We start from the raw sequence: 13,591 nt of genomic DNA on the forward strand, positions 1-13,591 counted from the left end.
AAAAACCTCGCTCAATGAAATGCCAGACAGTAGCCGCCTCAGAACGACGCCGTGGACGAACTGCCTTCGACGATCGTCGTCGAGCCGCCGTCTTCGCTCGCGTAATATCCGCTACCGCCGCCGGAAGAGAAGCTGGACGAGCCCGAGCCGGTCGACGCAGTCGTTCCAGCGCCACCATTGCTGCCGCCACCTGGCGTGCCGCCGCCGCCAATCGCGCCAGCGCCACCGGTTGCCGAGCCGCCACCGCTGAGGCCGCCGCCAAGAGACGCAGTCTGCGTTTCGCTGTTGGCCGCGAGAAACGCTGTCTCGAGGGCGCGATTGCCGCTGTCCGCGATAGCATCCTGGATACGGGAGGCATATTCGGGATTGACGGTAGCGCAGGCCCTTGCGGCACGAGCAAGCCCCGCGCCGATCGCGGCAGCCTGACCGGCATTAGCCTTTGCAGCGATGGCAATCAGCGGGGACAGTGCGTCGGCGCTGGATCCGGCGAGCGAACGAGCCTGATTGGACAGTGGAAGTCCGCCAGACGAGAACTGCGACAACAGACTTTCTGGAGCTGCGAGAAACGCGCTGATCTCGGCATCAGACATCCGGGCCGGCGCGACGAAGCATCCCGCCGTTGGCAAAGCCGACTGTGCATGAGCCGAAGAAAGGTCAGCAATACCTGAAACTAGAGCAGTGGAAAGCGCGATACCTGCAATATTACTTATAAAAACCTTAGGCATGACTGTCTCCCGAAGATTACTAAACTAATCAATCCATCGCACAGAAGTAAAAAATCATCAATAGAGAGATTAAATTACTGTTAACTTGTGAATTTGAAGCGACAACTCACGGGGCGAGTTCTCGAACAGCATCGCGGGTGGCGATGGCATCCGACGGAACACCAGCGACAGTCGAAGTCACAGAATTCAGGATGTTGAGGAACTTCAGCGTTTCGACGGAGTCGGAGTTAGACACATAGATCGTGTCCTTATCCTGCATCGGGAACTTCTGGACAGCAAAGAGAGCCGAAGGATCTCTCATATTGGCTCTGAAGATGACGGGAACCATTTCGCCGCTGAACCGACTGGTATCTACGCCCAGCTTAGCCAGGAAGTCTTTCTTGACTGTGCGGTAGAGCATGACCTGCGCCGGATTTGCACGCGAGTCCAGCAATCCGCCCGCCTTCCCCAGTGCTTCACCAAGGGTCAGCTTCGATTCCTCGAAGTCAAACCTGCCATTGAGACCCGAGGCGCCAAATGCAAGGTAGGTTCGACGTTCACGATCGACCAGAATGGTGTCGCCAGGTGCGACATAGATGTTTTCAGACGGCGTGGCGACCAGATAATCGTAAAGGACAGTCGCCGATTTTCCGCGTCTTTGCAGCGTAATATAGGTTTCGATGCCGGGCGAGCTCAAGCCGCCGGCTTCGGAAACGACGTCAAGCACGCGCTCACCAGCTTCCGTCAACTCTATCTTCGCAGGCGAGCGTACGTCGCCCAGAACCGCGACCTGAGCAGACCGGCTGCTGACCTTCGTGATCAACACCTGCGGCTCAATCGCACGGTTAGCAAGTGCATCCTCAACTTGTCGCTGGACGTCCTCCACCGGACGCCCGGCGGCCGGGATACGGCCGGCGTAAGGGACGCTGATCGTGCCCTCCCGATCGATTGTCTGGTTCGGTAGCGACACGTAGTTACCAGGACGACTCCCGGCGTCGTTGGGAATAAACAGGCCGCCGGACTGAGATTCAAAGACAGAGACCTGAACGACGTCACCAACGCCGAGCGGCAAGCTCGGGGCTCCGCCACGGCCGCCGCCGAACCCCCCTTTAAGGGATGTCGCCTTGGTATCCTCTACATAAGCAAGCACAGATTTACTAATGTCGACGAGAGCATAGTCGATCCCGACTGCCTGTGCCTTTTTGGCTGATGTAACCTTTGCAGTTGCCTGCGCCTCCACCTGCCGAGAATCCGGTCCAGAGTTTGGCAGCGCTGTGCATCCCGACAGGAATGACGTCGCCACAAGAACAAAAGTCGATGCGGTTTTGATTTTCACGTGTGTCCCCTTAGAAGCCCCAAGCGAAAATTGCACACGAGATTATTTATTTCTAGTTTAGATTGGAACGTAACAAATAAATCTGGAACGAAACGAAGATTTGTTGCTGATAAATCACATATTTAACTAATAATTATATATATTATTTGTGACTAAGCTATAAAATAGTACAATAGAATTTATCTTACTAATGTAGATGTTTTGGATAAGCTGCATATCTCAAGCAGCAGGCAACTGTTTATCTCGCAGGCTGGCCGCCGACGGCAATTGCCCCGCCACACTTGTTTGGATCGTTCGATTTCGCCTGTTTTTCGACCCGACTTTTAGATCGGCAACGCAGACAACGACGATCGGCGCCAAGGTCGCAGCCACGAAAATGGCGAGGCCGGAGATCTGGATTGAGAAGTCGAAGGCGGAGTGAACGAGAAGCAGCAACACCACCGCGAAGCCGGATTCCGGGACATAACGAAGGCGACGCCTCGCTGCCATTCCTCTGACGAGGCACGATAAGATAAAGGCCAGTCCAAACGCGATAATGAATATGCCGGCGACGCCCAACGCGAAGACCGCTTCGAGATAGACATCGTGGGCACGATTCCAAACCGTATAGACGCCGCAGTCCGGATCGCGATACGCTGTAAAAGCGGTTTCGAAACTTGCCAGTCCGGTCCCGAACGGAAAATGATCGGATACCCCCGAGCCCAATCCCGGCATGATGCAAAAGCGGCCGTCGCTTGCGCCCTGCACTTCTGCTCGGAGCAAAGCTCTGCCAGAAAACGACAGGAAGCCTGCTGCGAATAGGCCGGTTAAAGCAATCGCTATCAGAAATGCGCCAACGCGGATGGATCTAAGGCCGGTACTCCGAAGCGCAGGGACAGGATGCTTGTTCTGCGAAGATCTGAACACGAACAACAGGGTCATCAACAGAAGCGCGGCAAAACTTGCCGCAACCCCGGCCCGGGACTTCGTCAGCACAAGAGCCGTGACCGATACCATAAACAGTATCGCAAAGCTTAGTGCTCCTCGAACTGCCTTTCGTTGATCGAATGGAAGACCCCTGCCTTGATCCAGCGACGTGAGAATTCGCCGGACCCCAACACACCGCAGGTGAGACGAAAGGATTCCATAGTTCAGGATGGCGACAATCCCGAAATAGGTTGCGGCGGTGTTCCGATTGACAAAGAAGCCGGTTAGGCTGTCGAGGTAAGCCGTCTTTGCGATGAAGAGGAGTGTCTTGGGCGCGATCAGGAATTGGGCGATGGAGAGAAGAGCGACAACGGCTCCTGCTATCGCCAGGCCTTTGAGGGTGGCGATCGCTCGTTCGTCGCTGTCGCACAAAATAATCCCGAGCAGAAAGACCTCAACCGGCACGAGGAAACGAAACAAAGATGCCCAGTCATCCGCAGGCGTCAAGGATATTACCGGGGAAGCATCGAGCTGAAACTCGACGAGGTCTCTCCACGACGGTTGACTGAAGATTGCTTCAGGCAGCGGAGTAGTCTGGAAGATTACCCATGCGAAGGCGACCAGAGCCAATACGATAGCGGCTTTCACGGCCGGCTCCCCTGCCTTGGGGATCCCTCGGACGAAGACGGCGATACAAAGTAGGAGAGCACTTGCCAATCCGTAGATAGCGACAGTGGAAATCTGCACGGCGCCAAAATTCAAAAGCGCTAAGGCGAGTGCTGACCAGTGGATAAAAACAATTGATCTATAGACAGCGTTCTTTGGCAGCCACCCCCCGCGGAAATCTTTCATATTAGCCCCAATCCAAATTACGCCCAACACTGGGAATGCTTTAGCAATACCACATCCAGAGCAAAGTATATTTTAGTAGTTTATCACGGTCTTTCGAATCAAAGCGGAAATATGACTTGTGATGATTTAACTATACGCCTACATATACTCTCGCTTTTACCGTTCAAGCGTCTATAGCTACGTTCCATATTTTTATGGTATTGGCTCCCACAATCATTGCTATCCGACCAATCGAAACAGACGCATCATGAAATTTGGAACAAGCGGCCTTCGCGGTCTTGTCACTGATCTCGAAGGCAGAGCGTCGGCGCTCTACACCACAGCGTTCGCACGCCATCTTTTAGAGGCCGGTCTTGCCAAGCCGGGGGATCCGGTTCTGGTGGGACGTGATTTCCGCGCCTCAAGCCCGAGGATTGCGGCAACCTGTATCGGCGCCTTGCAGCGGGCAGGACTGAACGCCATCGATTGTGGGGCCATACCCACTCCCGCGCTGGCACTTTACGGTATGAAGCTCTCGGCTGCCGGCCTGATGATCACTGGATCGCATATCCCGGATGATCGCAACGGTATCAAATTCTACCGTGCCGATGGTGAGATCGACAAACAGGACGAGATCCGGATCACGGCGATCGCCGGCGCCATGGCAGATGAAGAGATCGACGCCACTCCGGGCGAAGCTTCGGATCAGCACGTGGAGGCCGAAGCACTTTTCGTCGAACGGAACGTCATGCTGCTTGCTCCGGATGCATTGGCCGGATTGACTATCGGTGTCTATCAGCATTCCACAGTCGCGCGCGATCTCTTCGTTCAGGTTCTTGAAAAGCTGGGGGCGCAGGTCTTGCCGCTCGGACGCTCTGAGCGTTTCATTCCCGTCGATACGGAAGCCGTCTCTGCCGAGACGATTGCGCTGCTGCAGGGTTGGGCCCCACAATATCATCTCGACGCGATCGTCTCCGCGGATGGTGATGGCGACCGCCCGCTCGTCGCAGACGAAAAGGGGCAGCCGCTCAGAGGCGATCTGTTGGGCCTGATCACGGCAAACTTCCTCCATGCCGAAGTGGTCGCCACTCCAGTCACGTCCAATTCACGGATAGAGGCTGCCGGCGACTATACGGTTGTAAGAACAAAGGTCGGCTCACCATTCGTCATTGCCGCCATGCAGGCGGCAGCCAAGGATGGCAAAACGGCGATCGTCGGGTTCGAGGCCAATGGCGGCACGCTGACCGGCTCCGATTTCACAGTTGCCGGAGGCACATTGCAAGCGCTGCCAACTCGCGACAGCTTCCTTCCGGCGCTCGCGACGCTTTCGCTTCTCACGAACGCCAAGCAACCGCTATCGCGCATCGTTGCCGATCATCCGCTTGCTTTTGCAGCGGCAGACCGGCTGGAAAACTTCCCCGTGGAAACGAGTGCGGCACTGATGGCGCATCTGCGGGCATCCGACGACAATCTTTTCGCTTTCCTCGCGCCCATCGGCTCGGTCACTGCGAAAAGCGAAATAGACGGGCTTCGCGTGACACTTGAGGACGGGCGCATCATCCATCTTCGGCCGTCTGGCAATGCTCCGGAAATGCGCTGCTACGTCGAAGCGCCGGATGAACGGGCCGCCTTGGAATTGTTGGCTCAAGGGCTTGATCTCATTCGGCGTTGGGCGGCAGAACGTAACCGATGACAAATCTCAAAAGCAAAAGCGTCAGTGGAGACTGAGACTATGGTTGGCAAGATCATTCCCGTAATCATGGCAGGCGGCAAGGGCACGCGGCTGTGGCCGTTGTCACGGTCTTCTGCACCAAAGCAGTTTATACAGTTCGTCGGCGACCAGACGCTGTTCCAGTCCACGCTTGCGCGTGTTGCCGACGAGACGCTCTATGAGCCTGCAATCGTCATCACCAACGAAGATTTCCGCTTCCTTGCCGCCGAACAGGCACGCGAGCTTGGCCTGCCACTCACGGCGATCATGCTGGAGCCGTCCGCGCGCAACACGGCACCGGCCGTTGCCGCAGCCGCTGCCTTCGTCGCCGAGAAGTTCGGCGACGACGCGATCTTGCAGGTGCTGGCCTCCGACCACGAAATCGAAGCGGGCAAGGCCTATTTCGATGCCATTCAGACCGCACGCAAGACGGCAGCAAGCGGCAAGCTCGTCACCTTCGGCATTACACCGACCGAGCCTTCGACCGGCTATGGCTATATCGAGATCGGTGACCAGCTCTCAAGCGGTGCGAACACAGTAAAGCGCTTCGTCGAAAAGCCTGCCCTGCCGGACGCTGAAAAGATGCTGGCGAGCGGTGGTTTTGTCTGGAACTCCGGCATCTTCATGTTCCAGGCCGGCGTGGTTCTCAGCGAGTTCGCCCGCTTTGCGCCCGCTGTTGCTGAAGCTGCAAGCGCTGCCGTTGCAAAGGCATCCGGTGACCTCGATTTCTTGCGCCTCGACGAGGCATCGTTTTCGGCCAGCCCGAACATCTCGGTCGACTATGCGATCATGGAAAAGACAGCAAACGCTGCTGTCGTGCCGGCGTCCTTCACTTGGTCAGACATGGGCAGCTGGGATGCGGTCTGGAAGCTGGGCGAGCAGGATGCCGATGGCAATGTCGCGCTCGGCAACGCGACGCTGATCAACACGAAGAACTCGCTCGTCCTGTCGCGCCACGGTCATATGGCCGTGCAGGGTGTGGATGGAATTGCCGTCATCGCCAGCGAGGACGCTGTCTATGTCGGCCGCCTCGACGACAGTCAGAACGTCGGCAACATCGTCAAGCAACTCGCCGCCGCCAAGGCGACTTCGGCTCTCACCGAAACACATCCAACCTCCTACCGCCCCTGGGGTGGCTATACCTCGATCCTCAACGGCGATCGGTTCCAGGTGAAACGGCTGTTTGTGACGCCAGGCAAGAAGCTCTCTCTCCAAAAGCATCACCACCGCTCGGAGCACTGGATCTGCGTCAAGGGCACGGCCGAGGTGACGATCGGTGACACCGTGCAGACGGTCCGCGAAAACGAGAGCGTGTACATTCCACAGGGTGAAGTCCATCGCCTGGCCAACCCCGGCAAGATCATGCTTGAAATGATCGAGGTCCAGACCGGTTCCTATCTTGGGGAAGACGACATTATCCGCATCGTCGACGAGTTCGGACGGGGCTGATCAAGACCCCGCAGACGGCGACGTGCTGCTTGCAGACCGCCTGAGCGAAGTGAATGGCGTGCCGTGGCATAACGGCACTATCCTTTCCGGCGGCTTTTCGAATATGAGAAGGTTACTCATGTTCTCACATCCGGCCTGCATCGCTGCAGGCCAGATGTGACATCGTCTGCAGGTCAGCATGCTTCGCCGCTTCTTCTCTTATTATCAGCCCTATAAAGGCCTATTCCTCCTCGACTTCGGCTGCGCCATCGGGTCCGGCCTCCTCGAGCTTGGATTTCCCATGGCGGTGAAGCTGTTTGTGGACAGGCTTCTGCTGAGCCAGGAATGGCTGCTGATCATCCTCGCGTCGGCTGGCCTTCTCGTCATCTATGTCCTCAATACCGGGTTGATGGCCGTCGTCACCTATTGGGGCCATATGCTCGGCATCAATATCGAGACAGACATGCGGCGGGCGGCGTTCAACCACCTGCAGAAGCTGTCGTTCGGCTATTTTGACAATCAAAAAACCGGTCATATCGTCGGGCGCCTGACCAAGGACCTGGAGGAAATCGGCGAAGTCGCGCATCACGGGCCTGAAGACCTGTTCATTGCGCTGATGACCTTTATCGGCGCTCTGCTGCTGATGTTTTCAGTCAATTGGCAGATGGCGGTCATCACTGCGACCATCGTTCCTGTGACCGCCTGGGCAACAAGCCATTTTGGCGGCCGCATGACTGAAAATTTCCATCGGCTTTTCAGCCGGATCGGCGAGTTCAACGCACGCATTGAGGAAAACGTCGGTGGTATGCGTGTCGTGCAGGCTTTCGCCAACGAGGGTCACGAGCGCGCGCTGTTCGAAAAGGACAACCAAAGCTATCGCCGCGTGAAGCTGGAAGCCTACAAGCTGATGGCCGCCACCAGCTCCATGAGTTACCTCAGCATGCGGCTGACCCAGATGGTGGTGATGGTGACCGGCGCCTATTTCGTGCTCGCCGGCGAGCTGACGGCGGGCGGCTTCATCGGTTTTCTGCTTCTCGTCGGCATCTTCTTTCGTCCGGTGGAAAAGATCAATTCGGTGATCGAGACCTATCCGAAGGGGATCGCCGGCTTCAGGCGGTTTACCGAACTGATCGACACGGAGCCCGATATTGCCGACGCACGGGATGCGGTCGCCGTTGATCACCTGAAAGGCGAGATTGCGTACCGGTCCGTGACCTTCGGTTACACCGCGGCAAAGACTGTCTTCGAAGAGATCAACCTCGATATCCGCGCTGGCGAGACGATCGCGTTCGTGGGGCCCTCGGGCGCCGGCAAGACAACCATATGCTCGCTTCTTCCGCGGTTCTACGAAGTCGTGTCGGGGAGCATCACGATCGACGGGATCGACATCCGCAAGATGACGAAGGAATCCCTTCGCCAGCAGATCGGCATCGTGCAGCAGGATGTCTTCCTGTTCGGTGGTACGCTGCGGGAAAATATCGCCTATGGAAGACTGGGCGCTTCCGAGGCTGATATTGTCGAAGCCGCGCACCGCGCACGTTTGGAGGACATGCTGGCAAACCTGCCGGAGGGTCTCGATACGGTCATCGGTGAGCGTGGTGTGAAATTGTCCGGCGGCCAGAAGCAGCGGGTCGCGATTGCCCGCATGTTCCTCAAAAACCCTCCGATCCTGATCCTCGACGAAGCGACCTCCGCGCTCGATACGGAAACCGAGCGTGCGATCCAGCGTTCTCTTGCCGAACTATCGCAGGGGCGGACCACGCTGATCATCGCCCACCGACTCGCCACGATCCAGGGCGCCGATCGCATCGTCGTCATTGACGATTCTGGGATTGCCGAACAGGGCACTCATCAGGACCTGATCGAACGCAGGGGCGCATATAACCGGCTGCATTCCGGCCAGGTCGGCATGGTCTGACTGGTGACGTAGTGATCACAATCGAACTGACGCTCAAGAACTCGGACTAGCCGATACCGACGTAGCGGGACAGAAGAGACGGATCGGCCCTCAGCGCCTCTACCGGCATCACTGCCTGCGCCTTGCCGTTCTCGACGAAACAGACGCGATCGGCGATCGATAACACGGCTTCCACCCGCTGTTCGACCAGCAGGATTGCTTTCCCCTGATTTCGCAGCGTCAGCACGACATCGCGGATCGTCGCGATCATTGAGGGCATCAGCCCTTCGGTCGGTTCGTCCAATAGGATGACCTTGGGATCGAGGCACAAGGCGCGCGCGGTGGCCAGCATCTGCTGTTCGCCGCCAGACAGCGTTCCGGAAACCTGGCCGAGGCGCTCCTGCAGCCGGGGAAACAGCGAAAGCGTTTCGTCGAGCACGCGCTGCGGACTGCGCCGCGTCATCATGCCGATTTCGAGATTTTCCCGCACGGTCAGCTCGGAGAACAACCGGCGCCCCTGCGGCACATAGCCGATGCCGAAGCGTGGCCTTTCATGCGCCGGCAGCGCCGAAATTTCGGTGCCGTCCAGTCGGATACTACCGGCACCGGCCGTTGCGAGACCCATGATGGCACGCAGGGTCGTCGTCTTGCCCGCGCCGTTTCGGCCGAGCAGGCAGAGAACCTCGCCCTTCACCACAGTCAGCGACATACCCTGCAGCGTCTGGCTGCTGCCGTGATAGACATCGAGATTGGAGACTTCGAGCATATCAACCGGTTCCCAGGTAGGCGGCCTGCACGGCTGCGTTGGCACGGATGTCTCCGGGCGACCCCTCGGCGAGGATTTGACCGTGGTTGAGAACCGTGATCGTGTCGGCGAGTTGCATGACGACGGGCATGTTGTGCTCGATCAGAAGGACCGTTGCAGACGTGGCGATTTCCTTGACCAGCCGGCAGAAACTTTCGATCTCGCTATCCGACAAGCCTTGCGTCGGCTCATCCAGGATCAGGAGTTTCGGCTCCAGCGCCAGTCCCATCGCGACTTCGAGAAGCCGCTGGTGGCCATAGGCCATGGTCCCGGCCTTCTCTCCCATTCGATCCGCAAGGCCAACGCGGTCCAGGGCTTCCTGCGCCTTCTCGGCAATATCAGACCGTTTCGAGCCGGGGTGACGCCTTAAAGCGCTTTGTGCCGACAGCGCCACGTTGTCGAACACGGTCAGCGTCGGATAGATGCTGGTGATCTGGAATGTATAGGCGATGCCGTCGCGCACGCGCTTATGCGCCGGTAGGTTGGTGATGTCCTTGCCCAGGAACTCGATCGAACCGGCGCTCGGCGCGATACGACCGGCCAGCAACGAGACGAAAGTCGTCTTTCCGGCACCGTTCGGACCGATCAGCGCGCGGATCTCGCCTTCTCTGATGGTAAAGTCGACATTGTCGACGGCTTTCAGCCCTCCAAAATGGCGGCTGAGACCTTTTGTCGAAAGCAGGCTCACGGAAGCCATGACAGCCACCTTTCGCGGATCGTCCCGAGAATGCCTTTCGGAAAGAAGAGGACCAGAACCACAAGCGCGACGCCGGTCACGAGCAGATAGGCCTGGGTGTATTCGCTGGTGATGTCGATCATGTAGAACATGAGGATTGAGCCGAGCAGCGGACCAAGGATCGTTCCGGCACCGCCGAGCAACGTGAAGAGCAGCGCTTCGATCGAATACTGGATCGTGGCAAAGGTTGCGCCGACATAGGCGAACATCAGCCCGTAGGCGGCACCGGCAATGGCGGATATCGTGCCTGACAGGACGAGCGCACCGAGCTTCAGCTTGAATGTGTCGAAGCCCAGCATCAGCGTGCGCGTCTCGTTTTCGCGGATCGCGATCAGCACCCTGCCGATCGGTCCGCGGACGACGATGAAGATGACGAGCAGTGTCAAAGCCAGAAGGCCGAGCGCCGTGTTGTAGCGCTGCACGGCATTCGTCAGGTCGATGTGGAGTCCGAGGAGATCGAAACTGCGGGCGGCTGCCGGCATCGTCAGGCCTTCTTCGCCGCGGGTATAGTCGGTGAAGTAGGTGATCGTGAGATAGGCAACCTGGCCGAACATCATGGTGACAATCATGAAGGCGACGCCGGTCGTTCGCAGAGCAATCACGCCGATGACGAGCGACAGGGCGGCACCACAGACAATTCCGATGAGAAACGCGAGTGGCACGCCGAGATCGGTGTAATAGGCCGTCATGCCGGCGCCGTAGAGACCGGCGGCAAAGAACATCGCATGTCCGAGGCTCAGCAGGCCCGTATAGCCGAACAGCATGTTGTAGCCCATGGCATAGATCGCCAACAGCATGACGCGGGTCATGGCGAGGTGGTGATAATCGGGCAGCAAGAACTGGACGAGAAAGAGGGCTGCCAGCACGCCCACGTGAAGCGCGATGACGCGGATGGTGTTTTCGCTTCTCATCGCGCCTTTGCCCCGAACAGACCTTCCGGCTTGAACACCAGCACAAGGGCGACAAGCAGGGTCGAGATGATCTTTGCAAGCGTTGGTGAGAAGAACACCGAAATGATGCCGTCGCTCAGTCCGATCAGGAGGGCTGCGATGACGGTGCCGCGCAGACTGCCGAGGCCGCCAAGGATGACGACGATGAAGGAGAGAAGCAGCGGATCGAGCCCCATCAGGTAATGGGCTTGGCGGATCGGCACGATCAGCACCGCAGCGATCGCCGCCAGCATGGCGCCGGCGGCAAAGACGAAGGCATAGACCCGTTCGATCGGTATGCCGAAGGCCTGCGCCATCTCGCGGTCGAACTGCGTGGCGCGCATGATGAGGCCGAGCCGTGTACGGCTGAGCACGAACCAGACCGCCAGCAGCAACACGATCGCCGCTGCGATGACGAAGAGATTGTAACCGGAATAGCCGAACCACGGCAGCTGGATACGGTAATAGAACGGCGCGGACACCGGACGCGCATCCGGACCGTAGGTCAAAAGGACCGTCTGCTGGATGATGTAGAGCATGCCGATCGTGGCGACGATGGTCGATTCCGGATCGTAATTCAGGCGCTTCAGGATCAGCCGCTCGCTGGCGAATGCGATCGCCCCGACAATCAACGGGCTGATGACGAGCGCCGCGAAAAAGCCGACTGCCGGATGCAGCGAGAACATCGACGCCACCCACCAGGCGACAACGGCGCCGAGCATATAGAATTCGCCATGGGCGACATTGACGACGCGCATGACGCCGAACACCAGAGAAAGGCCAAGCGCCGTCAATGTGAGGACCGCGGCCTGGAGCAGTCCTTCCAGTGTCGCCAACAGCAGAAACGGACCGAACGCCAAACCCTAGCTCCTATGCACGGACACGACTGTCCCCTCGCCTGATTTGCTGCGGTTAGACAGGAAAAACGACGCGGGGTGAAGAGCGAAGGGACCGGTCAACCGATCCCTTCCGAAAGCAGGGGTCAGAGGGACATCTTCGTGTAGTCCGCCGTCACCTCGTACATGCCGTCTTCGATCGAGGTCCGGTGCACGACATCCATCCGGCCGCCTTCGACCTTGGAGATGTTCTGGTGGCCGTAAACCTGATGGTTCTTGCCGTTGAAGATCTTGTTGCCCTGCGGATGGTCTCGGCCTTCCTCGAATGTCTCGATCGCTTCGAGCGCTTCGATGAACTTGGCCTTGTCCTGCGGACCGTTATATCCCGATGTCTGCATCGCCTGCTTGATGGTGAACAGCGTTTCCCACACACCGTACATGTGGGCGTAGGTGGCGATGTCCTTCGGATCGGCGGTGCTTGCGCCATTCTGGTTGACGCCCACGGCCGTGCGATAAAACTTGTCCCATTCGCTCTGGTCCTTCTGGGCATAACGGGGCATGCCCTCCCAGAAGTAGGTACCATCGAGGAAGCCCAGTTGCGGCGTCGAGAGATCGACGGCCTCGACGCTATCGATAAAGCCGAAGATCTGGGGTCGCTGAGAGCCGTAGAACTGACCGAGCTCGGTGACGAAGGTGAGAACCGCCGGACCGACCATGATGTGGTAGAGCACATCGGTATCTGCGGGAATACGTGGCAGGTAGCGCGTAAACGATGTTTCCGTCGGCGGAACGGCGATCATCTCCACGACCTCACCGCCCTGAGCCTTGATGGCGGGCGGCAGATTATCGCGGTGGTCGTAGCCGAAGGCGTAGTCGGGGAAGATCATCGTGACCTTCCTGCCGAGGTTTTGCGTGATCCAGGGTGCTACTGACGTGACCTGGCTGCGAACGTCGGTGATGCCGGGCTGGAAGCAATAGCGGTTGAGGCTGCCCGAGGATACGTGCGTGCCTTCCGATACCACGAGATAGGGCATCTTCAACTCGCCCGCCCGCGGCGCGGCGGCGACGACGACGTGTGAAAACAGCGTCCCGAACACAGCATCGACCTTATGCTGGGTCGCGAACTTCTCGACAACTTCGGCGCCTCGTTTCGGATCCGTGCCATCGTCTTCAACGATCAGTTCCACGGGACGACCGTTGATGCCGCCCTCCTCGTTGATGATTTTGACGGCAGCCCGTGCGACACGCTCGTACCAGCGACCATAGGATGCGCCGATACCGGTGCGGTGGCATTCAAAGCCGAGTTTGATGGGGGCGGAGGTCTGGGCGTGCGAGTATCGGACGAAGCCCGGCGAGACGGAAGAAAGAATGCCCGCACCCGTTGCCGCGCCCATTCCAAGAAGGGTCGTCCGGCGGGTCACCGAGGATTTCGGTGCTGAAGTCTTGTCGGTCATTCGAAATTTTCCTCTCAA

11 protein-coding genes are annotated in these 13,591 nt (G+C 58.3%); 3 read left to right on the forward strand and 8 right to left on the reverse strand.

Annotated features, from left to right (window positions below):
- Positions 1 to 38: 38 nt before the first annotated feature.
- The 3 genes from J3A65_RS00880 to J3A65_RS00890 all read right to left on the reverse strand — a co-directional run bounded on the left by J3A65_RS00880 (position 39) and on the right by J3A65_RS00890 (position 3,798).
- Entirely contained in the window at positions 39 to 590 is a 552-nt protein-coding gene (locus tag J3A65_RS00880) for a hypothetical protein (RefSeq protein ID WP_113110122.1), read from the reverse strand.
- 241 nt (positions 591 to 831) lie between these two features.
- The gene (locus J3A65_RS00885) at positions 832 to 2,040 is read right to left on the reverse strand and encodes a polysaccharide biosynthesis/export family protein (protein ID WP_092664360.1); all 1,209 of its coding nucleotides are present in this window, start codon (positions 2,038 to 2,040) and stop codon (positions 832 to 834) included.
- A 219-nt stretch (positions 2,041 to 2,259) separates the two neighbouring features.
- Entirely contained in the window at positions 2,260 to 3,798 is a 1,539-nt protein-coding gene (locus tag J3A65_RS00890; RefSeq protein ID WP_209898538.1) for an O-antigen ligase family protein, read from the reverse strand.
- Positions 3,799 to 4,045: 247 nt separating this feature from the next.
- On the opposite strand from J3A65_RS00890, the gene J3A65_RS00895 reads away from it, so the two are divergent.
- The 3 genes from J3A65_RS00895 to J3A65_RS00905 all read left to right on the forward strand — a co-directional run bounded on the left by J3A65_RS00895 (position 4,046) and on the right by J3A65_RS00905 (position 8,834).
- Positions 4,046 to 5,470, forward strand: a complete 1,425-nt coding sequence (locus J3A65_RS00895) for a phosphomannomutase (protein ID WP_209898541.1) — start codon at positions 4,046 to 4,048, stop codon at positions 5,468 to 5,470.
- A gap of 39 nt (positions 5,471 to 5,509) precedes the next feature.
- Complete coding sequence (locus tag J3A65_RS00900; protein ID WP_184655292.1) at positions 5,510 to 6,937, forward strand: mannose-1-phosphate guanylyltransferase/mannose-6-phosphate isomerase; 1,428 nt, start codon at positions 5,510 to 5,512, stop codon at positions 6,935 to 6,937.
- A gap of 178 nt (positions 6,938 to 7,115) precedes the next feature.
- Positions 7,116 to 8,834, forward strand: a complete 1,719-nt coding sequence (locus J3A65_RS00905; RefSeq protein WP_209898544.1) for an ABC transporter ATP-binding protein — start codon at positions 7,116 to 7,118, stop codon at positions 8,832 to 8,834.
- A 46-nt stretch (positions 8,835 to 8,880) separates the two neighbouring features.
- On the opposite strand, the gene J3A65_RS00910 is transcribed toward J3A65_RS00905, so the two are convergent.
- The 5 genes from J3A65_RS00910 to J3A65_RS00930 all read right to left on the reverse strand — a co-directional run bounded on the left by J3A65_RS00910 (position 8,881) and on the right by J3A65_RS00930 (position 13,573).
- Complete coding sequence (locus J3A65_RS00910) at positions 8,881 to 9,579, reverse strand: ABC transporter ATP-binding protein (protein ID WP_209898547.1); 699 nt, start codon at positions 9,577 to 9,579, stop codon at positions 8,881 to 8,883.
- 1 nt (position 9,580) lies between these two features.
- Positions 9,581 to 10,315, reverse strand: coding sequence for an ABC transporter ATP-binding protein (locus J3A65_RS00915; protein WP_174197437.1), 735 nt, complete (start codon positions 10,313 to 10,315; stop codon positions 9,581 to 9,583).
- Positions 10,303 to 11,265: a branched-chain amino acid ABC transporter permease gene (locus tag J3A65_RS00920; RefSeq protein WP_209898551.1), complete on the reverse strand. Its 963-nt coding sequence runs from the start codon at positions 11,263 to 11,265 to the stop codon at positions 10,303 to 10,305. Before J3A65_RS00920 ends, J3A65_RS00915 begins: the two co-directional genes overlap by 13 nt.
- Complete coding sequence (locus J3A65_RS00925) at positions 11,262 to 12,143, reverse strand: branched-chain amino acid ABC transporter permease (RefSeq protein ID WP_209898554.1); 882 nt, start codon at positions 12,141 to 12,143, stop codon at positions 11,262 to 11,264. Before J3A65_RS00925 ends, J3A65_RS00920 begins: the two co-directional genes overlap by 4 nt.
- Positions 12,144 to 12,265: 122 nt before the next feature.
- Positions 12,266 to 13,573, reverse strand: a complete 1,308-nt coding sequence (locus tag J3A65_RS00930; RefSeq protein WP_209898557.1) for an ABC transporter substrate-binding protein — start codon at positions 13,571 to 13,573, stop codon at positions 12,266 to 12,268.
- Positions 13,574 to 13,591: the final 18 nt, after the last annotated feature.

The organism is Rhizobium sp. PvP014 (genome assembly GCF_017876855.1).
GTDB lineage: Bacteria > Pseudomonadota > Alphaproteobacteria > Rhizobiales > Rhizobiaceae > Neorhizobium > Neorhizobium soli.

Bases quoted from the DNA above. Each gene is read 5' to 3' on its own strand.
- J3A65_RS00900 (WP_184655292.1), top strand. From the start codon at position 5,510: ATGGTTGGCAAGATCATTCCCGTAATCATGGCAGGCGGCAAGGGCACG.
- J3A65_RS00910 (WP_209898547.1), bottom strand. From the start codon at position 9,579: ATGCTCGAAGTCTCCAATCTCGATGTCTATCACGGCAGCAGCCAGACG.
- J3A65_RS00905 (WP_209898544.1), top strand. From the start codon at position 7,116: ATGCTTCGCCGCTTCTTCTCTTATTATCAGCCCTATAAAGGCCTATTC.
- J3A65_RS00890 (WP_209898538.1), bottom strand. From the start codon at position 3,798: ATGAAAGATTTCCGCGGGGGGTGGCTGCCAAAGAACGCTGTCTATAGA.
- J3A65_RS00920 (WP_209898551.1), bottom strand. From the start codon at position 11,265: ATGAGAAGCGAAAACACCATCCGCGTCATCGCGCTTCACGTGGGCGTG.
- J3A65_RS00930 (WP_209898557.1), bottom strand. From the start codon at position 13,573: ATGACCGACAAGACTTCAGCACCGAAATCCTCGGTGACCCGCCGGACG.
- J3A65_RS00880 (WP_113110122.1), bottom strand. From the start codon at position 590: ATGTCTGATGCCGAGATCAGCGCGTTTCTCGCAGCTCCAGAAAGTCTG.
- J3A65_RS00895 (WP_209898541.1), top strand. From the start codon at position 4,046: ATGAAATTTGGAACAAGCGGCCTTCGCGGTCTTGTCACTGATCTCGAA.
- J3A65_RS00915 (WP_174197437.1), bottom strand. From the start codon at position 10,315: ATGGCTTCCGTGAGCCTGCTTTCGACAAAAGGTCTCAGCCGCCATTTT.